The sequence below is a fragment of the Leptotrichia wadei genome (genome assembly GCF_007990545.2).
In the GTDB taxonomy this organism is placed as follows: Bacteria; Fusobacteriota; Fusobacteriia; order Fusobacteriales; family Leptotrichiaceae; genus Leptotrichia; species Leptotrichia wadei.
On sequence record NZ_AP019829.2, the window covers coordinates 305,100 to 330,940 of the forward strand.

The window sequence follows — 25,841 nt, forward strand, 5'->3', positions numbered from 1 at the left end:
GCTTTTTTTTGAGAGATAAAAAAATAAGGAGAGTGATTGATAATGAAAAAAAATGTAGTAGTGCTATTATTTGTTGCTTTAATTACTGGAGTAATTGGAAATAGTGCAAATAGGAAAAGGATTAGCAGGAAGAAAATTGGTAATACGAAAGTGAGTGAAAAAACTGTGGATTTATCAAATTATGACGGAATAAAGAAAATTAGTATTTTTGTACAAGGGTTTGAAAGCGGACCTGCTGTAAGCAAAATTATTTTGGAAATGACTGATTTTAGAATTACAAATCTGAATAAAAATGATTGGAAAATAAAAACAAATAGGGCAGAACGAAAAGTTAAAGATATTTATGTTTCGGATAAAAAAGGTGAAAAAGCCTTTGATACTGGAGTTGTTACACTTGAACTTGAGAATGTATTTAATCAAAATACTTTAAAGTATGAAGGAACACCATTTACGTATAACAGGAAGAAATTTTTTAATGAATGGACAAAAGAATATATTGTGGAAATTGAAGGGAAAATTACAGTTAATGGAAAAGATTACTTAGTTAATAAAAAAGAAAATGTGATTAATAATAGAGTTTCGACTGATACAGAATTATTCAATTATAGAAGTTCATTTACTGGAAATTATAAAAACCCGATTACTAAAAAAATAGAAAATTTGAAACTGGAAATGGCGGCTTATGAACCTGAAAACTTTAAATTGGGAGCAAAAAAGCTGTTAATTGTCTGGCTTCACGGACAAGGGGAAGGTGGAACTGATCCTGATATTGATATTTTGGGTACAGAAACTTCGGCACTTGCAAAAGAGGAAATTCAGAAATATTTTACTACAGGAGGAACTGATACAAAAGGTGCATTTGTTTTGGCCGTGCAGTCGCCAACTTACTGGATGGATGAAGGAGATGGAACTAATGGAAATGGAAGTGGAAATTCAAGATACACGCAAATTTTGATGGATACAATCAAGGAATATGTAAAACATAATCCGTATGTCGATACAAGCAGAATTTATCTTGCAGGAGATTCAAACGGCGGATATATGACTGTAAATATGATAATTACTTATCCAGATTACTTTGCGGCAGCAGTACCTATTTGCGAGGCGTATGCTTATCACGAATATGCGAGAAACAGCGATGGAACTTATAAGACAAATAATCTTGAAGTTTCGGCAGGCGGTAAAAATAGTGCAGTTTCAAGATTTGTGGAAACTAAAAAACTGTGGGTAACAAATGAAAAAATTCAGAAGATGAAAAAAACGCCAGTATGGTTTATTGCAGCGGCAGATGATGGGATTGTTACGCCACAAAAATTTTCACTTCCAACTTACAGGGATTTGCTGAAAGCTGGAGCTGACAATGCATGGTATTCATATTATGAAAATGTGACTGGGACAGATGAACCAAACTCTAGATTTCCTGGACATTTTTCATGGATATATTTTTTGAATAATCAAGTGGAAGGTGTGCAAAATCGAGATAAAATAAAAAATTCCAAGGATGAGACAACTTTTGGGTTTGAACCTAGCAATACTGGGAAAGGTGGAAATGAGAAGGCTCAGTTGAAAGGGAAAACATTTGAAAATGTGTTTGAGTGGATGAATTCTCAGAAGAAAGTTAAAAGAAAATAATTTGAATTGTATAAAATAAAAAATTATATGAAATAAAAATAGGGAGTGTTTAAAAGTTTGTATAATTATGTGGTTAAATATGCCAATTCAAAGGACTATTACTATGATTATACAAAAAATTTACACTCTCAAATTTTTATTTCAAAGATAATGAAAGTGTATACAGAATTTTGTGTAAATGGATAGATGAATCTAGTAAATTCAGTACTTTTCTATTTTATTTGCGCAAAAATTTTTACACTTTCGAGAATGATAAAGAAATCCCTCTATATTCTTCTAAAAAATTAATTTTTAAGAATATATTCCTTAACTTTTTCAATCAATTCTTCTTTAAAATTTTCGATATTCCCTTCTAAAAGTTCATTCAATAAATATTTTTTTACTTTCTGAATTTCTTTATTATAAATTCCAAGTTCCATTAAGTCGTAACCGTTGATATTTAAAGAATTTATCGTAGGAACTTTCATGTTTTCCACAATATGATAAAAAGTTTTCCACAAATTATCATTTCTGTCATTTTCGTGATCTTTTCCACCATCATCAGAAATTGCTAAATCAATTAATCGTTTAGTATTTAATTCACCATAGTTGCTAATCAATGTTTTTATCGTTTTTTCGCTTTGGCTATTATGTAATTTCATATGATTTTTTACAATTGTGTAAACATCATCTCTTATGTTGTTTGATTGACCAAGTCTAGACATAATTCGTTTTGCAATGGAAGCTCCAATAATTTCATGCTTGTAAAAATGAAAATATCCAGTTTTTTCATCAACAGTTTTTGCTTCAGGTTTTCCAATGTCGTGAAGAAGTGCACTCCAACGTGTTGTTAATTCAGGACTCACGCCATCAAGTACATTCATGCTATGTTCCCAAAGTGTAAATTTGTGATATGGATTATTCTGATCAAAATCATAAATCACTTTTAACTCAGGTAAAACATAATCAAGAACTTTTAATTCTTTCATTTTTTCAAAACTTTTAACAGCATATTTTCCAACAATTAATTTATTTAATTCATTTGTAATTCGTTCTTGAGAAATTTTTTCTAACACATGAATATTTTCTTTTATCGCAATTTCTGTATTTTTTTCGAAATCAAATCCCAACTGACTCATAAATCTAAAAGCTCTCATTAATCGAAGTCCATCTTCTTGCAACCGCTTTTTCGGTTTTCCAACAAATCGAATAATCTTATTTTTAATATCTTCTTGTCCGTTAAAAATATCAATAAGTCCGTCCTTTTCATTAAATGCCATCGCATTAAATGTAAAATCCCTTCGCAATAAATCATCTTCAATATCGTTCACAAACTCAACAGAATCAGGTCTTCTTCCATCGCTCCCAATATCTGTTCTAAATTTTGCAATCTCAAAATTTTCATCTTCATAATGAATTATCAAAATTCCAAAAGCTTTTCCAACTTCCTTTGTCGGATAATCAGAAAATATTTTTTTTATATCATCATATTCCATATTTGTTGCGATGTCAATATCTTTCGGAGTTTTACCTAAAAGAACATCTCGTAAACAGCCTCCAACAAAATATCCTTTATTTCCATTCAAATTTAATTTTCGTAAAATTTTTGTTGCTTTCTCATCAAAAATATAATTTTCTAATTTCATTTTTCACCTCAATTTTTAAAAACTTTTTTATATTATACTATTTTTTGTGAAAAAAATCATAGAATTTTCCAATGATAAAATTGTTTATTTGCAAATAAAAGATGAAATTGAAGAATTTTTTTATTACAATGACAGAGAAAATTGAAAATTAAATATCAATTTATCGAAAAAATCTAATAAAATACGATAATAGATAATTTGTTTGATAATAAGACTGATAAGAAATTTATTAGTTTTGAGATATTTGAAAATGCATTCGAGTGGATGAACTTTCAGAAAAAAAGCAGAAAAAAATAAATTTTTTTTAGAGGATTTGGATTGATAAGAATATGCGATAAAAATTGAATTTATGGTATTTTTTACATATGAAAAATAAAAAATGCAAGTGAAAAAATACTTGCAAATTTATGTGGAATTGTAGTATTATATACAAGTAGAGAAGATCTTCGGCGGGAAAGTTGAAAATCAAACAGACTAGAAAAAAGAGAGGTAGAAAAGATGGCAAAAGAAACATTGAATCCATTTGAAATTGCACAAAAGCAAATTAAATCAGCTTGTGATAAGTTGAATGCAGATCCAGCTGTTTATGAAATTTTGAAAAATCCTATGAGAGTGTTGGAAGTGTCGTTCCCAGTAAAATTAGACAATGGAACAGTTAAGACATTTATAGGATATAGATCGCAACATAACAATGCGGTAGGACCTTTTAAGGGTGGACTTAGATTCCATCCAGGTGTAACAAGAGATGAAGTAAAAGCGTTATCAACTTGGATGACATTTAAATGTTCAGTAGCAGGAATCCCTTATGGTGGTGGAAAAGGTGGAATGGCAATTGACCCTAAAGAATATTCTAAAGATGAATTAGAAAGAATTTCTAAAGGATTTGCAAAAGCAATTTCTCCAATTATCGGAGAAAAAGTTGACATACCAGCTCCAGATGTTAATACAAATGGACAAATTATGTCTTGGATGGTTGATGCTTATGAAGAAGTTGCAGGAAAATCGACAAAAGGTGTATTTACAGGTAAACCTTTAGAATTTGGAGGATCACTTGCAAGAACAGAAGCAACTGGTTATGGAGTTAATTTGACAGCTAAAAAAGCTCTAGCAAAATTAAACATTGATGTAAAAGGAGCAACTTATGCAGTTCAAGGATTTGGAAATGTTGGATTCTATACAGCTTATTATGCATACAAAGATGGTGCAAAAATTGTAGCTTTTTCAAATTCACATGTTGCAATTTATAATGAAAATGGAATTGATATGGAAGCTGTAATCAAAGATTTTGAAGAAAATGGACGTATTACAGAAAACAAAGGATACGGAAAAGATATTACAAATGCTGAATTATTAGAATTAGAAGTTGATGTTTTAGCACCTTGTGCACTAGAAAATCAAATTACTTCTGAAAATGCTGACAGAGTTAAAGCAAAAGTAGTTGCAGAAGGAGCAAACGGACCAACAACTCCTGAAGCTGATGAAATTTTATTCAAAAAAGGAATCGTAGTTGTTCCAGATATTTTAGCAAATTCAGGTGGAGTTGTAGTTTCATACTTTGAATGGGTACAAAACTTGCAAAGCTACTATTGGCCATTTGATGAAGTTCAACAAAAAGAAGATGCATTGTTATCAGGAGCATTTGAAGATGTATGGGCTTTAGCAGATGAATACAAAGTAGATTTAAGAAATGCCGCTTATATGAAGAGTATTGAAAGAATTTCAAAAGCAATGAAATTAAGAGGATGGTATTAATTTTTTAAGTTTTTGATAGTTTAATAGTAAGTTAAATATGAAAATAAAGAACCTGTTTCTATTTTTGTTAATTATAGAGCAGGTTCTTTTTTATTTATTGAATTAATATACTTAGAATAATTTAAATTCTATTCCTGAACTATCTAAATTAATAATTATTTCACTTAGAATCTGTTTATTTATATTAATTCGCTGGATTAAGTTAGATAATTCTAGATAAATACGTAATTCTAAAAATACTTTTTATTATTTATTTAGAATACTTTTCAAATTCTTTATCAAGTAGTGCAGGTGTAAATTCAGTTACCACAGTTTCAATTAGATTATTTTTATAATAAGGGTCTTCCTTTAATATTTCTTCAAGCTCTTCCCTTGTTACGTTATATGCCAAGATAAGTCCTCCTGTTGACGGATTTTGACGTCCTCCTGCAATAAATTTTCCAGCATCAATATTTTTTTGGATAAATGCAAAGTGATCTTGTCTAAATTTTCCCACTTCTTTCAATGGCTTTGTATAAGTTGTAGCTACGATAAAAATTTGTTTCATAATTCTATTTTCCTTTCTAAATTATCTTTTATATTTTACAATATATTTTAGAATAATCAATAAAAATATTTTATTTGTTAGTAAAACTATAATAAATTTATTTAGTATAATTAATTTTGTAAACAAATATTTTTATATACAAAATAATCTAAAATTGAATTTTATCTGTGATTATGATATACTTAATTGAAATGTAAAAAAGGAGGAAAATTATGTTTTTAGAAAGAACAGAAAGATTGGCGTTAGTTGATTTTGAGAATAAACATATTAATTATATTGACTTGATAAATAATATAAAATATTTTTCTGAATATATAGTTGATTTAGGAAGTGAAAAATTTGGGCTGATTGTTATGGAAAATCGTCCAGAATGGATTTACAGTTTTTTTTCCGTATGGGATAAAAGATCTGCTGGAATTGCTATTGATTCCAACAGTAATCCAAATGAAATTTTATACGTGCTGGAAGATTCACATCCAAATGTAATTTTTTGTTCAGATGAAACAGAAAAAAATGTTTTGGAAGCAGTTGAAAAATATAGCTTAAAAGGTAGCATAAAATTAGTAAATGTGGATAAAATTACTATTGAACAGGAAAAAATGGATGTTATAAAAAATATGCAATTTGAGCTGGATAATCCGACTGGAGATGAAACAGCCGCTATGCTTTATACTTCGGGAACAACAGGGAATCCAAAAGGAGTAATGCTGTCGTTTAATAATTTAAATACTGAAATGGAAGGAATTTATGAAAAGGGAATATTTGATTATAGAGATCAGATTTTAGCAATATTGCCATTTCATCATGTTTTGCCTTTAACTGCGAGCGTGCTTTTGATGATGAAATATCAGACATCAATCGTATTTGTAAAAAAAATTGCAAGTAAGGAAATATTTGAGGCACTTGAAAAAAATAGAGTAACTGCTATAATTGGAGTACCTAGAGTATTTAAGTTATTTTATGATGGGATAAAGCAGCAAATCGATGCAAAATTTATTACAAGATTTATTTATAAAATGATGAGTAGTGTAAAATCATTGAAAATAAAAAGAAAAGTTTTTGCGAAAGTTCATAAAAAGTTTGGAGGTCACCTTGATTTTATCGTCGTTGGTGGAGCAAAGATGGACCCTGAAATTTCAAAATTTTATGAAACATTGGGATTTTATGCTTTGGAAGGTTATGGACTTACTGAAACTTCGCCAGTTATTGCTGTAAATTCAAAAAAAGAGCGAAAAATTGGAACTGTTGGGAAAAAGCTGTATAATGTGGATATAAAAATTGTAGATGAAGAATTGTGGGTTAAGGGACCAATTGTTATGAAGGGATATTACAATAAGCCTGAAAAGACAGCAGAAGTAATTACTGAAGATGGATGGTTCAAAACAGGAGATTTAGTGACAATTGATGAAGAGGGATTTGTTACAATTCGTGGAAGAAAAAATACGATGATTGTCTTGTCAAATGGTAAGAATATTGATCCAGAAACGCTTGAAAATAGAGTAATTGCAAAAAGTAATGGCTTAATTAAGGAAATTGGGATTTTTAATTATCAGAATAAACTGACTGCAATAATTGTTCCAGAATTGCTAGAATTTAGAAAACGTGGAATTACAAATACAAAGGCTTATATTAGAAATATTGTAGAAGATTATAATTTGAAGGCACATAATTATGAAAAGGTTCTCGATTATAAGTTATTTGAAGAAGAATTGCCAAAAACTCGGGTTGGGAAAATACGTAGATTTATGTTGCCTGATTTATATGAAAAAAATGAAATTACAAAAAAAGAAAAAACACCTGAGCCAACAGATGAAGCATACAAAATATTAAAGGAATATGTCAAGAAAAATAAAGGAATTGAGCCACAGCCAGAAGAAAATCTGGAACTTGAAATTGGAATGGATTCACTTGATATTGTAGAATTTTTTGCATTTATTGAAAATAGTTTTGGAATTCAGCTAGATGAAGAAAAATTTGCTGAAATGCCAAATTTAAAATTATTATCTGAATATATTGACCAAAAAGCCACAAAATTTGAAGATAACGATGTAGACTGGAAAAAAATTATTAGTGAGACAAAACCGATACAAGATAATAAAAAACGATGGGTAACAAGATTACTAAAAGTATTTCAGCCAATTGTTGACTTATATTTCAGAGTAAGAAAAATTGATAAGAAAAAATTAACTAATGAGCCACAAATTTTTGTATCAAATCATCAAAGTTTTGTAGACCCTTTAATTTTAGGTTCATTATTTCCTAGAAAAATTGTTTTTAATACATTATTTTTAGCAATTGACTGGTATTTTAAAAAAGGTGTGATGAAATTACTTGTCTCAAACGGAAATGTCGTGTTAATTGATATTAATAAAAATATTAGAAAAAGTGTAGAAGAAATTGTAGGATATTTAAAAAGCGGGAAAAGTATTGTAATTTTTCCAGAAGGTGCAAGAACAAAAGATGGAAAAGTTGCTCATTTTAAGAAAGTATTCGCCATTATAGCAAAGGAATTAAATGTGGATATTCAATGTATTGGTATAAAAGGGGCATTTAAAGCATATTCAAGATATATGAAGTTTCCAAAACCGAAAAAAATAGAAGTAGCAGTATTGGAAAAATTTACACCAGAAGGAGCTTACGATGAAATAACTCAAAAGGCAGAGAAAATTATAAAAGAATATGTTGAAAAATAAAAGATAGAAATAAATTATTTGAATAAATTTTTTTTTAAAATAGAAATTTAATATTATTATCAAAGAGCCGTCTCATAATTATGAGATGGTTTTTTTTAGGACTAAACTTTTTTATAAAATTAAAAAAAGACTGTTTTAAAAAATTACTTTATAAGACAGTCCTTTATTATTAAGCATTAAAATATAATATTATTTAATAAAAATATATTTTTTGAAGAAAATGTAAAAAAATAGAAAAAAGTGTTGACAATATAATTTGAATATGATATACTAATTGAGTAGTTATAAATAAAAATAATAAAGTTGCCAATGCCTTGGTGGCGAAATCGGTAGACGCACAGGACTTAAAATCCTGTGGGAATTTATCCCGTGCCGGTTCAAGTCCGGCCCGAGGCACCACGAAAAAATATATTATGCGGGAGTAGCTCAGTTGGTAGAGCGTCAGCCTTCCAAGCTGAATGTCGCGAGTTCGACCCTCGTCTCCCGCTCCAAAATATGAGCCATTAGCTCAGTCGGTAGAGCACTTGACTTTTAATCAAGGTGTCACTGGTTCGATCCCAGTATGGCTCACCATTTAAATAACCATATGTGCCTGTAGCTCAGTTGGATAGAGCAACGGCCTTCTAAGCCGTGGGCCAGGAGTTCGAATCTCTTCAGGCACGCCATATGGATCCATAGCTCAGCTGGTTAGAGCACTCGGCTCATAACCGAGCGGTCGCTGGTTCAAGTCCAGCTGGATCCACCATTTGAATTTATGCGGCCTTCGTCTAGTGGTTAGGACTCCAGGTTTTCATCCTGGCAACAGGGGTTCGATCCCCCTAGGCCGTACCATTTATTCTTTTAGAACCATAATTTAAAATTGTGGTATTTTTTTTAAAAAGTTTATAATATTAATATTTTAATAGAGTTGTGGGTGGATGTCCGAACGGCTAAGGGACCGGTCTTGAAAACCGGCGAAATCGCAAGATGTCTGGGTTCGAATCCCAGTTCACCCGCCATTATGCCCAGATAGCTCAGTCGGTAGAGCAAGGGACTGAAAATCCCTGTGTCCGTGGTTCGATTCCGCGTCTGGGCACCATTAGAATAGCTAAAAATGTGATATATAGTGCAAATCAGTGTTTATGCTGAATTGCACTTTTTTCTTTTATTTATAGTACTTTGCAGTTTTATCCTGTCTTAATCTGTTTCTATTTATTTCAACACATTAAAAATTTATTGGCAACTTACTGGCAACTTATTGGCAACTATTTTAATAGACTAATTTATTTATAACATCTCTTAATTCTTTGATAGTCCAATGAGTGTATACACCATCTGTAATGTCTTTTTCCTTATGTCCAACAATTTTTTTTATTTTTGAAGCTGATTCATTTTTTAAACGTCGCATTTTAGTTATGAATGTATGCCTAATTGAATGTAAATTACCCGAAGTATTGTATTCTGAAAGAATTTTATCAAATTGATACTTTAAAGAATCATATTGTTCTTTAAACAAATACTTGTCATCATTCATAAATTTTTTTATAATAGGAAAAATTAAATGATGAATAGGAATTTGCCTATTCATTCCGGCTTCGGTTTTTGATCCTGTTACAAAGTATCGCTCTTTTAAGTTAATATTTTTATTTTCTATTCTAAGTAGATCTGCACTTCTCATTCCAGAATAGAATAACATCAAAATCATAGCACTATACCTATCTTTAGTATTTTCATATCTTTTCCATAAAAGTCTTACAAAATTATCTTCAAACACTACTCTTTCAACAGTTTTGGTAATTTGTGATGAAGATTCTAAATATAGTGGGATATTTTCTGATACAATTTTATTCTTTATTGCATCTACATATATTGATTTTAAAACTGTAAGAGCTGCTTTTCCTTTATTTTTAGCATACTTATCAAGTCTTGTCTGATAATCTTTATAATCAAGAAATATAAATTTATATTCTAGTATATCTTCAAATATACTTTTGAAATCAGTAGAATATCTGTAAAATGTTTCTTCTGTTTTTATATTTTTAACGTGATTTGATTCAGTCCAGCGATTAAATAAATCAATTAATTTTAAATCGGCATAATCAACATTTAAATTTCTTGAATTAAATTCAAAAAGTATTTTTTTGGCTTCTTTTAAGGTTTCAGCACTTCCTATAATAGGTCTTTTATATTTCCCTTCTTCTGTTAAATAAGCAGCTGCTCGTACAATATATGGCTTTCTTGATTTCCCTTTCTTCTTAAAAATACTTCCTGTTCCGTTAGGATTTCTCATTGTTAAACACCTGCCTTGCTTGAAAGTGTTTTTAATAATAAAGAAATACTTTCAGATTTAAATTTTTTATTTTCAATGATGTTCCACACTTGAAGATGATAAATTAAATTATTTTTGTTTAATTTAAATTCAAAGAAAGTATTTTTTCCGTAACTTTGATTACCATAAATTAGAATATAAAAATTGAGCCATTTCAATTCTTCAAAATTTAAATTTTGATACAGAATAACATAAATTTTTTGATTGTGAAAAATAATTCTAGCTTCTCTTTTTTCATTTGTATTGAAATCATTTATAATTTCAACTTTATCATGCATAACTTTAAACACCTCTTTTCTGCCAGTGTTTTCAGTTACTTTTTTAAAATTTCTTTCCATAAGAAATCCTCCTTGTATAATATATTTATACAGAGTAGAATTTCTTAAAGTTATTCAATATTTTTTATGATAAATTTATAGTATTTTTTTAAAAATTTTTTTATTTCCTCACTATCTATTGACAGGGACTCTAATAATTGTTTATTTACAAGCATTATTGCATTAATATCTTCAATGTTATGTATATTTTCATTATGAGATTTTATATTTTTATCATTATCTAAAAGAAAATAATTGGGATCTTTTTTATAAATTTTAGATAATAGTAGTATTTTGTCTGAAGGAATATTCTTTATCTTTTCTGTTTCATAGTCGTGTAAAGTAATTCTATGTAAACCAGTTAATTCAGATAGTTCATTCAAGGTATATCCCTGTTTTTCTCTTTCGAATTTTAATTTTTCATGTAGTTTCATTTGTCCTCCCGACTAAAAAAATTATAATAGCTTCTCTAATTTTATACGGGCAAGGCGGGATTAAATGGCTCACAGCTTGGGAATTTTACTGGAAATGTTGTTAGTGCAGGAGGCTCAGCCGTAGGAGGGATTACATCTTTATTGGGAAGTGCGGCAGTTGGCGGACTAGGTGCGGCAGTTGGTGCAGTTGTTGGCGGAGTGTCTACTGGAGGAGCAGGAGCAATAGCAGGTATGAAGACAGGAGCGAAAATAGGCTCTAAAATAGGGAAATATCCTGGAAATCTGACTGCTTCGGCTGCTGAAAATGCAGGAAAGGCAATAAAAGTAATGACAATGAACTTTGATCCGATTGCTTCAGGCGGAAAAGTAAAAAATATGGCCAGTGATGGAATTAAAAAATTTATGGGCAATAAAAAAAATGATACGAAAGATACCGAAGAAAATAAATCAGGAAATGCGGATAGAACAGCTGATACAAAAGAGGCTGAAGAAAAAATAAGAAGTGATAATAGCAAGAATGCCTCAAATAAGGATTTTCAAAAACAGACAAACGAAGGAAATAAAGACACGCAAAAACATTCAGAAAATACAAAAACAAAAGACACTAAGAACAGTAATAACGAGACTTTTGCAGAATCTGAAATGAGGAGAGAAAAGGACAGCAAGAAATAAAATATGTAAGGACAATGACAATAGAATATTAATCTAGTCTTAAAAAATTCAGATTGAAAAAACTATTAGATATGATATAATATTATTGTAAAAATAGAAATTTAAAAGATGTGATAAGAATGGCAACTTCAAGTTTTACAACAGAATTAAAATTTGATACAGAGGAAAAAGTTTCATTATTTTTAGAAGCTATTGAAAATGCAAAAAATAATAAACCGCTAGATATAGATGTAGAATATGAATTTATTAAGGGGAATGATATTAAAAAATTTTTTGAAGAAACTTCTGAAAAGAAAGGAGAATAATGAAATTTACTACGTTTTCTTTAACAGGAAATAAAATTTTAAAAATTGCGTATGAGTTATTGTTAGAAATTAGACAGAAAATTAGAGTAAAATTTATTTGGCTTGAATGTCAAAATAATGAAAAAATTTTGAATTTTTATCAAAATTTTGGATTTTCTAAAATAGATAATTTTATTTCTGAAAGTGGCTATAATGTAATGATAATGGAATTAAAATAGTTATCATAAAGAATAGGAGAATAATGAAATTATATGAAAGAATAATACCAAAAACTTCTTCAACAAGTTATATATCTGGATGGGAAGCATTGAATATTCCTGATGAAAATAGAAATACTGCTGACTGGCATCCAAGGACTTATTTATTTTCTTATGATAAAGACAAGGCAATAAATCTGTATAACACGACAAATGTTTTAGGAAATTCTGGAATAAAGAAAAGAATAATAATTATCTAAACAAAAGGGAAGTGTATATTGCTAATTTTCCAAGAGCAATTGCAGATTTGGTATTAACAATGAAAGATTACCAGTTATCTTCGCTTCATAACTGTTGCAATGATTTTTTAAATGAGGATGAAACAGAACATCTTTATCAATATCTTAGAAGTATAAAGGATAATCCAAGAGTGGATGAGTTTCTTAAATATGAATTTACTGTAAGATATTTTAATGATAAAAAATTATAATTGAATATTGTAAAAATAAAAATTTATAAAGAGATGAAATGTCGCAATTAATATTGCAATTTATGATATTTTAGAATGTAACTTATTTAGATTAAATAATTTTTAAGTGTTGCCCTTTTCTTTTTTTTGTTGTATATTATAGTATGTTTTATTGTTTCTTTTTTTTGGATTTAATCGTTTTTTGTTTACTAAGAAAGGAAAAAATTTATGAATAAAAAGGCAGTTCCAGTAGGGGTGGAAAATTTTGAAAGAATAATAAAAGATGGATATTATTATGTGGATAAATCATTATTAATAGAAAAAATACTTGAAAATAGAACTCCTGTAACACTTTTTACAAGACCAAGAAGATTTGGAAAAACGCTTAATATGTCAATGATTAAATATTTTTTTGATGTCAAAAATAAAGATGAGAATAAAACACTTTTTGAAAATTTAAAAATATCTGATAGTAAATATATGAGTGAACAAGGAAAATATCCTGTAATATTTATTTCGTTAAAGGATTTGAAAGCGGATACTTGGGAAATGTGTCGTTTAGAAATAAAAAAAGTAATTTCAAAACTTTATCGTGAATTTCAATATATTACAGAGAAGATGGATGAAGATGATAAAGAGATATATAATTCCATTAAAAATAGAAAAAATGATATTGATCTCAATACTTCACTGGAACTTTTGTCTGATTTTCTTTGTGAATATTATGGGAAAAAAGTAATAGTTTTGATAGATGAATATGATTCTCCAATAATAAATGCTTTTGATAAAGGTTATTACAATGAAACGATAGAATTTTTTCAAGTATTTTATAGTTCTGCATTAAAGACAAATGATTCATTGAAATATGGCATTCTTACGGGAATAACAAGGATTATAAAGGAAGGAATTTTTTCAGGATTAAACAACCTTTATGTGAATACTGTACTTAGCAAAAATTATGCAGAATACTTTGGGCTTTTGGAAAGCGAAGTAATTGAAATGCTTGATTACTTTAATATGAAATATAAAATTGAAGAAGTGAGAAGCTGGTACAACGGCTATCTTTTTGGAAATGAGCAAATATACAATCCATGGTCTATTGTCAATTATTTAAGAGAAAAAGAAATAAAATCATACTGGGCAAATGTTTCTGGAAATACACTTTTAGAAAATATGCTTGAGAATGCTGGAGAAAGTGTTTATGCTGATTTAAAGAAATTTACTGACGGAGAAAGCATTGAAAAATATATTTCGGATGGGACTACAATAAAAAGTCTTTTGAGTAATGATGATGAGATTTGGCAGTTGTTTTTATACAGCGGGTATTTGACAAAAGCTGAAAAACAGGCAGAAAGAACAGAATCCAAAAATACTTATAATTTAAAAATACCGAACAGAGAAATAAGAAGTTATTTTGGAGATTTATTTTTGAATAGATTTTTTGGAACAGAAGTAAAGACAAAGACTTTAATAAAAGCTCTTGAAAATGGAGATATTAGAAAATTTGAGAAAACATTGAGTGAAATAATGATAAACATGTTAAGCCATTTTGATTTAGACAGTGAAATGGAAAAAATTTATCAGGTATTTATGATAGGGCTTGTAGGATTTCTTATGGGAAGATATGAAATTATCTCAAATAATGAGAGCGGATATGGAAGATATGATTTGGCGATGATACCAATAAAAAGCAATGAGAAGGCATATCTTATGGAATTTAAAATTTCAAAGACTGAAAAAGGAATGAGAGCAAAGGCAGAAGAGGCTTTGAAGCAGATAGATAAGAAAAAGTATGATACAAGGTTGAAGGCTAGAGGAATAATGAATATTTTGAAGATTGGGATAGCGTTTTATGGTAAAAGTGTGAAGGTTGTTAGTAAATAAAAGTTAGAAATTAAAATCAAATTTCAAAAATTTGCAATTTAGAACGTAAAAGGACAAGGAGAAGAAATTTTATTAGAAAAGGAAAGCATCTTGGATGTTAAATTTCTTTCAGAATCACCTGATGATTCAAATGCAAGAGCAGCTGATTTAGGAATTATTCTTGAAATCAAAGGAAAAATTTTGGCAGTTGCAAATGGAGATGCTGAAGATGATACAAGAAAGGTTGCTCAATGGTCATTAGTACCTGCTGAATCAAGCGACGCATACAGAACTGTGGCATTAGAAGTAATATCTGCAGGGCAAATGGTAAGAAAAATTGATATGACAAATGCGTTTGTTGTTGATTACGAAGAATCTTATGGAGATCAAGCAGGAACTGGAACATTCTCGTTGAAAATCAAACAGAAAAAAGAGAAAGTTAAGGAAGTTGCAATTGAAGGTGGATATGCTGCTCAGGAAGCATAATGTGACACAAGGAGGTAGACAATCCCGTCTATCTCCTTTTATTTTTATAGGAGGAAAAACATTGATATACATAAAAATTATTAACCTATTAATATTTTTTTCTATATTTGTTAATATAAAACCAAATATTTTTATTATTATAATATTAACAATATTTTTTTCAATAATAAATTCTATGAAAAAATCAGATTTAAAACTTTATATTGATAAAGAATTATTAATATTTCAGATAATAACCTCATTTTTTTTGTATAGGAAAACTAATTTTTTTGAAATAGATATGAAATCTTACATGTTTTATTTTTATAATTATGCAAAACTATTATTTTTAGGTATAAATATAGCAATGATAATTTATTTTTTTAAAAGAAAAACAAAAGATTTTTATTATTACTATTTTTATATAATATTTTTATTTCTTTTAATATTTGAAAATAGATTTGATATATCTTTTCTTTCATTATTGGAATTTTTTATTCATATAATAGATTTGCTATATTCACAGTACTTGTTAGATTTAATAATGTTATTTATAATAATAAAATTTTGTGTAGTAAAAAAAAGTAAGAATAGTTTATATTTATTTCTTTTATTAAATATATATATAAAATTAAAAATATTTATTGTTTAAGGAGGATAATTTTTTGAGTAATAAGAAAGAAGAAACAAATAATTTTGTAAAGAGAAAAGGTACAAAAGATGAAAATAATGATATAAAAATGAGTAAACTAAATATTTCATTGAAAGAAAAGGATGCAAATTTTTTAATTAAAATAATTGTTAATGAAGTGTTAAAAGTAGCATCGCCTGTATCTGTTGCGGCTAAATGTTTAAGATATTATTTGGCATATCCTTTGCGTATATCCAACCAGAAATATAAAGCTGGACAATTATTAGGATTACCAAAAGGGAAATTATACGATATATGTAAAAAAATATATCCTGAACCAAGAGATTATTTGTCCTTAGGTTATAGTTTTTGGAAAAGAGGAGATTTAAATATACATATAGATATTGTAAAAAACTATTTAATTAATAATGTAAGATGGGCTCATAATAATAATAATATTCCAAAAGAGAAAATACTTTCATTTTATAGTTATAGAGAAGTTAAAAGTTTTTTTAGAGATAAGGATAGAACAAATAAAGCTGCAGCAACAGATTTGTATTATGCAATTGGGGATGGAAATCATTTATTTGGAAAAGTTCATACTATTGATATGAAGAGAAGAAGGTTTCAAATACTATTAGTTTTATTTGACGAATATAATTGGGATAACAGTGCTACTTATTTTATGAAGATAAAAAAAATACGAATGATCCATATTTGCTATCAGTAGAAACAAAATGGTTTAAAGAATTAGAAAGGAAACAATTAGCAAAACCTTTTATAACATTTTTCATTGATCCAATAACGGTAAGTTATTAAAAAATATTTAAAACGAAAGGAATTATTTTAAAGGAATGTTTATAAATAAATATCCAGTTTTTAAAAAAGGAAATGTGCTGGAAAAGGAAGATTTAGATTTATTAAGGGATAACCCGCTTGAAGTATTGAGCTTGATGTATTCTGACAAAAGTAATGGAATAATAAAAGGGTTCGACTTGATACCCAATTACAGCGAGAGAATAGTGACAATTACAAAAGGAATGGCAAAATGCAACGGGGAACTTTTTTGGATGAAGGAAGATTATATATTTGATATGCCAAAACAAGAGGAACGATATATATTAAAACTTAAATTAGTGTCAAATATAGAAGAAAGAAAATATTATGTAAGGGAAGGACGTTTTGTGCTGGAGCTTGGTGAAAATGTTAATGAAGATGAAATTGAGATAACAAGGTTTATCACAAGAGAAGGGGCTGAATTGAGGAATGATTATCAAAATTTCAGAGATTTGAGAAGAGATTTTAACTTGATGGAGATTATAAATACAAAATATTCTTCAGCACATAAATGGGGAACTTTTCATCCACATGTATTAAAACTATGGGGAAAGGAAGTTTCGAAAATCTTGATATTTTTGATATAAATTTCTATGTAACCTGTCTACAGCAGGATGTTATAGAACGAGATGTTATAACTTCATATATAAATGCAAAACTTAATTTGACAGATGAAAATTATACAAATGAACAAATGTTCAGACATTTATTGACAATATTAGATAATTTAGGAACAGAAAGAAAAAAAGTTGAGAAAAAACGAATAATACCTAGAAAAATAATAGTAGAATAAAAATTTAAATAAAAGAAATAAACAGGAGGAAAAATTATGAAATTTAGAGTAAGTATAGCTGGAGGAAGTAACAATACATCAAATAATCCATTTGGAGGACTTGGTAATGTTTCGGTTCCAAGTGTGGCAATGAACTTTGTATCAAATGGAGAAAATAAAAATCCAATTTCAAATGCAATGGGAGGACTGACACAGCAAGGCGGAGTAATTCTTTCAAGTGATGAAATACTGGAAGTATCTTACAGCACAAACCCAATATATGGTGAAACGATGAGTGCTTCTCAAAGCCAAGTGACATTAAGAATTGTAGGAAGACTACTTCCCACAGCTTCGGAAAACAATAGTCCTGAAGATGAAGGCGAAGGGATAGTTAGCGGAATAATGGGAACACTTGGTATGGGAACATTATTTAACCAATATAAAAGTGTAAAACACTTATTTGACAAAGATAACGAAGCAGGAGAAGAACTTCCAGAAGCCTCGTTAAGCAGCAACCTTTTATCATCAAGCGGAATTACTGAACCAGTCGCTAAAAAAGCAAAAGAAAGCAGTAAAAGCAAACTTGTTTCTCAAGTTTTAGGAGTAAGCTCAACACTGCCAATGACAAATTCATTTACAAATGGCATAGGAAACAGTCTGAAAGGAATGTTCGGAGGACTTGGAAATTTTGGAGAAAGTAATTTATATGATCAAAATAAGCAGAATGTGAAAGAATTATCATTGTGGGCGATGACTTACGGAGATGAAAAATCAACTAGGGATGTAATGGTGCAGACAGATTTAGGGGGAGGGAAGACGTTTGAACTTTATTTTCCTAAAATGTATGTTTCTGGTTTTGATCAAAGATTTAATACTAGAGCTGGAGAAGGATATTTTGAATTAGAATTAAAACAGACAGCTTTCAATGAAAGTGATATAAATTTAAATTAAAAGGAAGTTATAGCATATGAATAGAAAAGGTAAAATAACAGCAATAGAAATTAATGAAATAAAAAATGCTTTAAAGTATGGTTATATACATTATAGAGAATTAGATAGTTTTTTTAGAAATAATCTTTTAGGCTCAGATCCATTAATGATAAGGACTTATGTTGAAGAAATTACATTTAAAGTAGTAAAAACTATAGAAGATAATATAAACCCAACTAAACTTCCTGATAATGCTACGAGAAATTATTATTATAAACTATACCAATATATTAAAAGATCAGGTACAATTTTTAGAATCATAGATGATGATGATAAATTAAGAGAAGTAAGAAACGGTCGAGAAGTTTATGAACATTTATCTTATTTATTGGCAGAAGGGAAATATAATAAAGAAGTTAGAAAGAGTAATAAAATAACCAAAATTATTCAAAGCATTATAGAAAAAGGTTTACAAGAAATGCAAAAAAAAGTTTCTTCATTTGTTTTTGGGCTTTTAGAAATAAAAGAAGTAGAAAACCAAAGAGATTTATTAATAATTTATGTATTATCTACTTTATCAGTTGATCAAAAAGAGATAGAAAGAATAATAAAAGAACTAGATTCAGAATTAAGAAAAGGAAAAGATGCTAATAACAATAATAAATATTTATTTCAAAGACGGATTCTTATAAAAATATTAGATATATATAAAAATTTTTTGAATTAAGAGGAAATATAATATGAAAAAATGTATAACTATAGTATTAATTTTTTTCTCATTAATTATTGTATTTATAATTAGAGAAAAACAAAATAATATAAAATGTAAAATAAATTCATTAGAAGAAGAAAAAGAATATTACTTTAATTCGTATCAAGAACTTAAAAAGAAAAATATAAAGTTATACAAGTTAGACGATAACCAAAATTTGGTGGAAGTAAAAAGTAGCTGGGATATCATAGTTTCTTTAGGAATGATTCTAAGTTATGGTGAAAGTAAACGAAATTTTTTTGATTCTAAAAAAGTTGTTTTAAGTAAAATGTTGGGGTTAGAAAAAAATGAAAAAAATATTTTAATTTATATTCCAAAAGAAAAAGAAAAAGATATACTTTCTAAAGCTTCGAAATATCAAAAAATGAATGCATGTAGTCTAATGGAAATATTAAAAAACTAAAAGAGGAAATCAACTATGAATAAATTTTTTAAATTAACATTATTGTTTGTTTCCATTATTGTGGTTATCTTACTTTATAAAAATCATTCAAAAAGAGTAAAAGTAAATGTGTCCGATTGCCCAAATAATCGCTATATGGCAAACAGAAAAGAATACTACCAAAAAAATTATAAAATTTTTAAGGAAAGGAACATAAAATTTTATATAGATGATGAAAATGGAAAAATGCGAGAAATTACTAATCAAGATGAGTTTTTTACTTCATTAAGAGAAGCCAAAGATTATGCTTATGAAATAGTTGGGAAAAAATGGTTTTATACAAAAAGAAAGTTATTTGGGATAGCATTTGGAATTGATAAGGAAGCAAAAATAAAATATATTTTAGTACCAGAAGAAGAAAAGAAAAATATATTAAAAAATATAGACAAATATCCTGAAAAGAATATAGAAAATAGATGTGTATTAGTAGAAGTGTTAAAAGGTAATTATTAAGAATATTAGAACTAAAATTAACTTTGGATTTTAAATTAAAAAGTAAAAATGAAATATTAAAACTGAAAAGGGAGAATATATGACAGATTATTATAAAATACTAGGTGTTTCAGAAGATGCTGATGCAGCAGTAAAAGCAAACTTGTTTCTCAAGTATTAGGAGTAAGCTCAACATTGCCAATGACAAATTCGTTTACAAATGGAATAGGAAATAGCCTAAAAGGAATGTTTGGAGGACTTGGAAATTTCGGAGAAAGCAATTTATATGATCAAAATAAGCAGAATGTGAAAGAGCTATCATTGTGGGCAATGACTTACGGAGATGAAAAATCAACTAGAGATGTAATGGTGCAGACAGATTTGGGAGGAGGAAAGACGTTTGAGCTTTATTTTCCTAAAATGTATGTGGATAGTTTTAATCAAAGTTTTAGTGTTAGAGGTGGAGAAGGGTATTTTGTTTTAAATTTAAAACAAACAGGATTTAATGAAGATAATAATACTTTAAAATAAAAATTATAAAAGTAATGGAGATAAGTGATGAAAATTAGAAAAATATTAATAAAAAATATAATTATAATATTATCTATTTTAATTTTTTTTATTAATTGTACTAAAAAAATAAATAATAAGAATTTAGAAAAAAGAAATAGTACAGTAGATTTAAAAGAAAAGTATTTAAATTATGGAATAGATTTAGAAAATGTAAAAGATAATTTAGTGATATTAAAAAAAATAAATAATAATTATTTTATAAATTTTAAAGATCCTATTTTAGTAACTTGTAAATATAATAATAATAATATTGAAAAAATTTTTTTTGAAAATGTTAATTTAAACGAAATTTATAATATTGATTGTATTTCAAATTATGATAAGAATAGAGAATATTTAAAATGGTTTATTAATTTAAAAAGTATAGAAAATTATGAATCCAAAGATTTAAAAAATTTACCTCCTAAACTAAAAAAACAAATAGAAACAATATCAATTGATGAGTTCTATAGAGGAGATACCTTTGATATTAATGAAATTATTGAGTTTAAAAATTTAAAAAATATTGCAGTGGCAGATAAAAAATTAAAAAACTTTAATAAAATGGAAAATTTTTTAGAAATAGAAGAAATTAATTTAGATTCAGTAGAAATAGTAGATAGTGATTTAAGTATTTTTGATAATAAGTTAAATAATTTTACTAAATTGATGAAGTTTAAAATTTTTGATGTGAAAGAATTTAAAAACATAAACATATTAAATAATTCCCCTAATTTAAAAATTTTAAACATTGCTGGAGTTGAAAACATCAAAGATATAGATATTTTAAAAAATTTTAAAAATTTAGAAGAAGTTGATATTTCTAATAATAAAATAAGTGATATTTCTCCATTAAAAAATTCTAAAAATATTAGAATACTATCAATAAGTAATAATTTAGTTAAGGATATTGAGGTAATAAAAAATTTTAAAAATTTAAAAGAAATTTATATTCCTCACAATAAAATAAAAGATTTAACTCCCTTGAAATCTTTAGAATTTTTAGAATACATTCTTTTAGATGATAAAATAAGTATAACAGAAATTAAAAAAAATTTACCTAAAAGATTATATAAAAATGCAAAAATATACACAGATGACGCTGCCTATTTAGGATTAATAGAAGTGTCTTATGAAAAAGGAGAAAATTAAAAATGTATAATATAGTAAAAAATTATCCAAGATATGAGACTATTAATAGTAAAGATTTAGTAAAAAAACTATTTAATTCAAGAAGATTACTAGATTTACCAGCTCCTAATACATGTGCAATAAGAGTATCAGAGGCTTTAAATAAAGCAGGTTTTATAATAGACGGTACTATTTTACCTAAAAATGAATATGAAAAAGGGAAAAATGATAAATGGTATGTATTAACAGCTATGGGAATGAAAAGATATTTAGAAAAAAAATATGGAGGGCTTGCTAGATATTCTGTTAATACTCCTGAATTATATAGAAGATTTCGTCAATATATTGATGTACTAGGATCAGGAATTGTTATATATTACAGTCAAATTCTAAAAGCTTTACAGGACATGCTGATATATGGTTTGAAGAAAAATTTGTTGGAAAGAATTATATACATAATAAATGGGTTAAAGAAGTTTATATTCTTCCAAGCTTTAAACTAAAAAAATAAATTTAATATTGCAAACTATAAATAAAATAAAAAACTAGATGATAGCAGCAATATATTTTAGTTATGAATATTTTTTATTTCATTGTATATTAAATTGTATAGATAGAAGTTTTTAATATTTTAAATAAAAAAAATGAAAAGGAGTGGAGTTTTTATTATGACAGATTATTATAAAAGACTAGGTGTTTCAGAAGATGCTGATGCAAAAGAGATAAATGCAAAATACAGAAAATTAGCCATGAAATATCATCCAGACAGAAATCCTGATGATAAGAAGGCTGAGGAAATGTTTAAGACAATCAGCGAGGCGTATGAGATACTTGGTGATGAGAATAAAAGAAAAGAATACGATGAGAAAAGGAAGAATAAGGGAAATACTGGAAGTCAAAGATTTGGTGAGAAGAAATCAAGCAGGGCAGAGCAGAACAGTGAATCAGCTAAAAGGGGGGCTGAGGCATTTTTCCGTAATTTTTCAGCAAATCCAAATGATATAAAGAATATGTTTGAAAGTGCTAAGGATGGTTTAAAGGAAGGGGTGAAAAATGAAGAAATTTATTTTGATAATCTTTTTTTGTTTGTTAATAGGATGTAGAAATCAAGGAAATGATGTGGTAATAAAAGATATTGATGATGTTTATTTTTATCTGGAAAATAAGAAAAATCCTGAAAAAGCTCAATTAATGGCAAGAATTGTTTTTGAACTGGAAAGGGAAAACTATGAAGAAGCAGAAAAGTATTTTTTAAAACTGGCAAAATACGATAAAACCGCTTATGTTTCGCTTGCAAATATGTATTATGAACATATTGATAAAAAAGAAGGGGAAAAGAGGTATGAAATAGCTTTTGAAAAAGGAAATAAAAGGGCAGGTACAATTTTGGGGATGATTGCTGAAGATAATAATGATTATAAAAAGGCGGAAGAATGGTACAAAAAATCGTTGGATAAAGAGAATATGTTAGGATATAAATTTTTTGCTAAATTTTTATATAAAACAAATAGGAAAAATGAGGCTGAGAAATATTTCATAGAAGCTGGAAATCTCAAAGATGCGGATTCGATGTTATACTTAATAAAAATATATTATATGAAAAAAGATACTGAAAAATTGAAATACTGGCAAGACAAAATATTAAATACAAAGGAAATTTTTAAATTTGACGATGAAACGAATGATTTATTGAAATATAGTTTGTCAAAAGATAAGATAGATAAGGAGTTTTTTGAATTGTATATAAAAGGGGAAGAAAGTGTTTTAAAGAAAGACTATGAAGAAGCAGAAAAATATCTTGTACAAATGGAAAAGCTAAAAAAAGAAGGAATTTTATATACAGCTGATTTTTATTATCGTTTTAAGGATGAAAAAGAAAAGGGAATAGAAAAGTATAAAAGAGCATATGAAAATGGCATAAAGGAAGCAGCAGCTTTTATGGGAATTATTGAGCATAGAAACAGGAATATTGATGAAGCAAAGAAATGGTATAAAATAGCGTCAGAAGCAGGAAATACTAATTCACAAATATATTTGGCACAAATTCTGAAAGAAGAAGGCGATAAAACCGAAGCTCTAAATTTGTATTTAAAAGCGGCTGAACTAAAAGATTATAGAGCGATAAATTATTTATTAAAATATTACTACAGAGAGAAAAATTTGAAAGAAATAAAAAAATGGGTAGATGTAGTTAAAAAATCAAATGGACTAAAAAATTATAGTGAAGTTGACAGTAGAAGAATAAAAGAATATGAAAAATTTTTAAATAAAAATAATTAAAATTTATAGTTAGAAAAGTTATAATTGCAAATCAATTTTAATTTAAAATAAAAAATATAAAAGGTAGGTTAAAAAATGGAGAATAATTTAAATAATCAGAAGCCAGTGGAATTTTTTTCTGCTGAAAGAATAAAGATAGAAATAGATGGACAGCAGATACTTTGGAGAGATATGAATCTTGAAATAGATTCAAAGATAGGGGAACATACAATTGGGAAAATAAAATATACGGCATCACCGAACCAGTTAAGTTTATACGATGCCCTGATAGATAAAAAAGGCGACAAGACAATAGTAGTTACAGGAAGAAGCAACATATCGGATGAAGCGGGAAATGCTACAGATAAAATATTCTTAAATGGAGTTATAAGCAAACTTAGGATAAAGGAAACAAAGGCAGGAGCATTGGCAGTTGAATTATTATGCAGTTCAAAGAGCATACTTCTTGACAGAATACCAAGATACCGTTCATTTCAGGATCCAACACTTACGTATACAGATATAGCACAGGAAGTGAATAAAAATTATAATGATGGGGAAACATTGGTAAATATAGGGGAAGATATGCAGGCAGTCCCAAGAATGACAATCCAGTATAATGAAACAGACTGGGAATACTTAAAGAGAATAGCATCGTATACAGGACAGCCACTAATGGCAAATTCAAATAAAGTTCTGGTAGGATTTTTCAAGAATATGCCAGCACAGACACCAAACTTGACATATTCATATTTTGGAAAGGAAACAGAGGAGGAAAGAACATATTACAGGGTAGAGGGGACAGAAGTGTATTCAGTATCAACCCCAATAAAATTAAAAATTAGAAACAGAGTATCAGGCGAAGAAGTGGAAAATGACTACTATGTAATAGAAAGCAGAATATACAATGAAGGAAACACCTTAAAGTGCGAATACAAGCTAGGAAAGCAGACAGATTATTTTGTAGATCCAATACCGCACGAAAAGATAAGAGGAGCAGTGATAGAAGCGAGAACAGTACATATTGCAAGAACAGATGAGAGCAAGAGTGAGCATGGAAGAACTGATGGAAGTTCGAATAATCTTGAAGGTAGAACTATGGGAATAAAGCCTGTAAATATATATGTTGCTGAGGAGCAGGAAAAAAATAATAACAGAAGTCAGGAAGTGAAAGAAAGCGATATTGCAGTTATGACAGTTGACTTGACAGAAGGGCTAAGAAAACTTGGAGGAGCAGTACAAAGTGAAGCGGATAAATATGCTGGAAAAAGTTATTTCCCATATGTAACTCCATACAGTCAGACAAATACAGGATTTACGCCTGCACCAGAGCCAAATGACAGGATAGCACTTTATTTTCCAAGTGAAAACGAAACGCATGCGTTGGTAATGGGAGCGGTAAATAATAACGGTAATGGAAGGTTTACTAATCCTGATAAAAGGAACTTTACATTAGGACCAAGTCAGGCAGCTAGAGGAGGAACACCTGCGAATGAAGGGAAACCGATGTACAACTTTACTTTGGATAATGAGAAGTTTATTGTTAATGTAGGAAATTTAATTAGTTTGACTTCAAATGGTACGGCACAGATGACAGCAAAAAGTAATATAGATTTAACTTCAACTGATGCTATAGCAACATTGAGAGGTAAAAGTTGTGTAAAAGCAATAGCGATTGAAAATGCAGAACTTATGGCAAAAAATGTCAATGTTGGACTTGGAGAAGGTGGAAAAGCGAATCAAACTAAGATAAAAGAAATAAAAACTGCACTCAAAACTCAAATGAGATAAGAGATGCAGTTTT

At 28.1% G+C, this 25,841-nt stretch carries 28 protein-coding genes and 8 tRNA genes; 31 read left to right on the plus strand and 5 right to left on the minus strand.

Going from position 1 to position 25,841, the window contains the following annotated elements:
- Positions 1–42 precede the first annotated feature (42 nt).
- Positions 43–1,632 (plus strand): prolyl oligopeptidase family serine peptidase, encoded by a 1,590-nt coding sequence (locus FVE73_RS01480; RefSeq protein ID WP_018499333.1) that lies wholly within the window; start codon positions 43–45, stop codon positions 1,630–1,632.
- Between the two features lie 284 nt (positions 1,633–1,916).
- Here the strand turns inward: FVE73_RS01480 and FVE73_RS01485 are convergent, their stop codons facing one another.
- Positions 1,917–3,257, minus strand: coding sequence for a CCA tRNA nucleotidyltransferase (locus FVE73_RS01485; RefSeq protein ID WP_018499335.1), 1,341 nt, complete (start codon positions 3,255–3,257; stop codon positions 1,917–1,919).
- Positions 3,258–3,755: 498 nt separating this feature from the next.
- On the opposite strand from FVE73_RS01485, the gene FVE73_RS01490 reads away from it, so the two are divergent.
- Positions 3,756–5,009 (plus strand): Glu/Leu/Phe/Val family dehydrogenase, encoded by a 1,254-nt coding sequence (locus FVE73_RS01490; RefSeq protein ID WP_018499336.1) that lies wholly within the window; start codon positions 3,756–3,758, stop codon positions 5,007–5,009.
- Between the two features lie 250 nt (positions 5,010–5,259).
- Here FVE73_RS01490 and FVE73_RS01495 read toward each other — a convergent pair whose 3' ends face one another.
- Complete coding sequence (locus FVE73_RS01495) at positions 5,260–5,556, minus strand: YciI family protein (RefSeq protein ID WP_018499337.1); 297 nt, start codon at positions 5,554–5,556, stop codon at positions 5,260–5,262.
- A 212-nt stretch (positions 5,557–5,768) separates the two neighbouring features.
- On the opposite strand from FVE73_RS01495, the gene FVE73_RS01500 reads away from it, so the two are divergent.
- The 9 genes from FVE73_RS01500 to FVE73_RS01540 all read left to right on the plus strand — a co-directional run bounded on the left by FVE73_RS01500 (position 5,769) and on the right by FVE73_RS01540 (position 9,327).
- The gene (locus tag FVE73_RS01500; protein ID WP_018499338.1) at positions 5,769–8,249 is read left to right on the plus strand and encodes an AMP-binding protein; all 2,481 of its coding nucleotides are present in this window, start codon (positions 5,769–5,771) and stop codon (positions 8,247–8,249) included.
- Positions 8,250–8,560: 311 nt separating this feature from the next.
- Positions 8,561–8,648: transfer RNA gene (locus tag FVE73_RS01505), tRNA-Leu, on the plus strand.
- Between the two features lie 16 nt (positions 8,649–8,664).
- Positions 8,665–8,740 (plus strand) — tRNA-Gly (locus FVE73_RS01510).
- A 6-nt stretch (positions 8,741–8,746) separates the two neighbouring features.
- Positions 8,747–8,822: transfer RNA gene (locus FVE73_RS01515), tRNA-Lys, on the plus strand.
- Positions 8,823–8,837: 15 nt separating this feature from the next.
- Positions 8,838–8,914, plus strand: a tRNA-Arg gene (locus FVE73_RS01520).
- 3 nt (positions 8,915–8,917) lie between these two features.
- Positions 8,918–8,994: transfer RNA gene (locus FVE73_RS01525), tRNA-Ile, on the plus strand.
- 11 nt (positions 8,995–9,005) lie between these two features.
- A tRNA-Glu gene (locus FVE73_RS01530) sits at positions 9,006–9,080 on the plus strand.
- Between the two features lie 80 nt (positions 9,081–9,160).
- Positions 9,161–9,247 (plus strand) — tRNA-Ser (locus tag FVE73_RS01535).
- A gap of 4 nt (positions 9,248–9,251) precedes the next feature.
- Positions 9,252–9,327, plus strand: a tRNA-Phe gene (locus tag FVE73_RS01540).
- Between the two features lie 171 nt (positions 9,328–9,498).
- Here FVE73_RS01540 and FVE73_RS01545 read toward each other — a convergent pair.
- The 3 genes from FVE73_RS01545 to FVE73_RS01555 are packed head-to-tail and all read right to left on the minus strand — an operon-like array spanning position 9,499 to position 11,308.
- Entirely contained in the window at positions 9,499–10,518 is a 1,020-nt protein-coding gene (locus tag FVE73_RS01545) for a tyrosine-type recombinase/integrase (RefSeq protein ID WP_018499339.1), read from the minus strand.
- 2 nt (positions 10,519–10,520) lie between these two features.
- The gene (locus FVE73_RS01550) at positions 10,521–10,895 is read right to left on the minus strand and encodes a hypothetical protein (protein WP_018499340.1); all 375 of its coding nucleotides are present in this window, start codon (positions 10,893–10,895) and stop codon (positions 10,521–10,523) included.
- Positions 10,896–10,945: 50 nt separating this feature from the next.
- Entirely contained in the window at positions 10,946–11,308 is a 363-nt protein-coding gene (locus FVE73_RS01555; RefSeq protein WP_018499341.1) for a helix-turn-helix domain-containing protein, read from the minus strand.
- Positions 11,309–11,449: 141 nt separating this feature from the next.
- Here FVE73_RS01555 and FVE73_RS01560 point away from each other — a divergent pair, with 141 nt between their 5' ends.
- The 20 genes from FVE73_RS01560 to FVE73_RS01650 all read left to right on the plus strand — a co-directional run bounded on the left by FVE73_RS01560 (position 11,450) and on the right by FVE73_RS01650 (position 25,828).
- Positions 11,450–11,980 (plus strand): hypothetical protein, encoded by a 531-nt coding sequence (locus FVE73_RS01560; RefSeq protein WP_018499342.1) that lies wholly within the window; start codon positions 11,450–11,452, stop codon positions 11,978–11,980.
- 119 nt (positions 11,981–12,099) lie between these two features.
- Positions 12,100–12,285: a hypothetical protein gene (locus FVE73_RS01565; protein ID WP_018499343.1), complete on the plus strand. Its 186-nt coding sequence runs from the start codon at positions 12,100–12,102 to the stop codon at positions 12,283–12,285.
- Complete coding sequence (locus FVE73_RS01570) at positions 12,285–12,503, plus strand: N-acetyltransferase (protein WP_018499344.1); 219 nt, start codon at positions 12,285–12,287, stop codon at positions 12,501–12,503. The genes FVE73_RS01565 and FVE73_RS01570 overlap by 1 nt, the downstream gene beginning before the upstream one ends.
- A 23-nt stretch (positions 12,504–12,526) precedes the next feature.
- Positions 12,527–12,742 (plus strand): hypothetical protein, encoded by a 216-nt coding sequence (locus FVE73_RS01575; protein ID WP_018499345.1) that lies wholly within the window; start codon positions 12,527–12,529, stop codon positions 12,740–12,742.
- An 11-nt stretch (positions 12,743–12,753) separates the two neighbouring features.
- A complete protein-coding gene (locus FVE73_RS01580) occupies positions 12,754–12,972 on the plus strand; it encodes a hypothetical protein (protein WP_018499346.1) in 219 nt (72 codons plus the stop codon).
- A 207-nt stretch (positions 12,973–13,179) separates the two neighbouring features.
- Complete coding sequence (locus FVE73_RS01585) at positions 13,180–14,835, plus strand: AAA family ATPase (protein WP_018499347.1); 1,656 nt, start codon at positions 13,180–13,182, stop codon at positions 14,833–14,835.
- A gap of 90 nt (positions 14,836–14,925) precedes the next feature.
- Positions 14,926–15,300: a hypothetical protein gene (locus tag FVE73_RS01590; protein ID WP_018499348.1), complete on the plus strand. Its 375-nt coding sequence runs from the start codon at positions 14,926–14,928 to the stop codon at positions 15,298–15,300.
- Between the two features lie 644 nt (positions 15,301–15,944).
- Positions 15,945–16,640, plus strand: a complete 696-nt coding sequence (locus tag FVE73_RS01595) for a hypothetical protein (RefSeq protein ID WP_018499350.1) — start codon at positions 15,945–15,947, stop codon at positions 16,638–16,640.
- Positions 16,641–16,764: 124 nt separating this feature from the next.
- Positions 16,765–17,334, plus strand: coding sequence for a hypothetical protein (locus FVE73_RS01600; protein WP_018499351.1), 570 nt, complete (start codon positions 16,765–16,767; stop codon positions 17,332–17,334).
- The gene (locus FVE73_RS10795) at positions 17,292–17,540 is read left to right on the plus strand and encodes a hypothetical protein (RefSeq protein WP_018499352.1); all 249 of its coding nucleotides are present in this window, start codon (positions 17,292–17,294) and stop codon (positions 17,538–17,540) included. Before FVE73_RS01600 ends, FVE73_RS10795 begins: the two co-directional genes overlap by 43 nt.
- Positions 17,541–17,576: 36 nt before the next feature.
- Positions 17,577–18,470 carry a hypothetical protein gene (locus FVE73_RS01605; protein WP_018499353.1) on the plus strand — a complete coding sequence of 298 codons (894 nt, stop codon included), beginning with the start codon at positions 17,577–17,579 and terminating at the stop codon, positions 18,468–18,470.
- A 16-nt stretch (positions 18,471–18,486) separates the two neighbouring features.
- Entirely contained in the window at positions 18,487–19,176 is a 690-nt protein-coding gene (locus FVE73_RS01610; protein WP_018499354.1) for a hypothetical protein, read from the plus strand.
- Between the two features lie 13 nt (positions 19,177–19,189).
- Positions 19,190–19,624, plus strand: coding sequence for a hypothetical protein (locus FVE73_RS01615; protein WP_018499355.1), 435 nt, complete (start codon positions 19,190–19,192; stop codon positions 19,622–19,624).
- Positions 19,625–19,639: 15 nt separating this feature from the next.
- Entirely contained in the window at positions 19,640–20,116 is a 477-nt protein-coding gene (locus tag FVE73_RS01620) for a hypothetical protein (RefSeq protein ID WP_018499356.1), read from the plus strand.
- A gap of 174 nt (positions 20,117–20,290) precedes the next feature.
- Entirely contained in the window at positions 20,291–20,626 is a 336-nt protein-coding gene (locus tag FVE73_RS01625; RefSeq protein WP_018499357.1) for a hypothetical protein, read from the plus strand.
- Between the two features lie 27 nt (positions 20,627–20,653).
- A complete protein-coding gene (locus tag FVE73_RS01630; RefSeq protein ID WP_018499358.1) occupies positions 20,654–21,799 on the plus strand; it encodes a leucine-rich repeat domain-containing protein in 1,146 nt (381 codons plus the stop codon).
- A gap of 2 nt (positions 21,800–21,801) precedes the next feature.
- Complete coding sequence (locus FVE73_RS01635) at positions 21,802–22,281, plus strand: T6SS effector amidase Tae4 family protein (protein WP_018499359.1); 480 nt, start codon at positions 21,802–21,804, stop codon at positions 22,279–22,281.
- A gap of 165 nt (positions 22,282–22,446) precedes the next feature.
- Positions 22,447–22,881: a J domain-containing protein gene (locus FVE73_RS01640; RefSeq protein WP_018499360.1), complete on the plus strand. Its 435-nt coding sequence runs from the start codon at positions 22,447–22,449 to the stop codon at positions 22,879–22,881.
- The gene (locus FVE73_RS01645; protein WP_018499361.1) at positions 22,832–24,058 is read left to right on the plus strand and encodes a tetratricopeptide repeat protein; all 1,227 of its coding nucleotides are present in this window, start codon (positions 22,832–22,834) and stop codon (positions 24,056–24,058) included. The genes FVE73_RS01640 and FVE73_RS01645 overlap by 50 nt, the downstream gene beginning before the upstream one ends.
- 75 nt (positions 24,059–24,133) lie before the next feature.
- Positions 24,134–25,828 (plus strand): hypothetical protein, encoded by a 1,695-nt coding sequence (locus FVE73_RS01650; protein ID WP_018499362.1) that lies wholly within the window; start codon positions 24,134–24,136, stop codon positions 25,826–25,828.
- Positions 25,829–25,841: the final 13 nt, after the last annotated feature.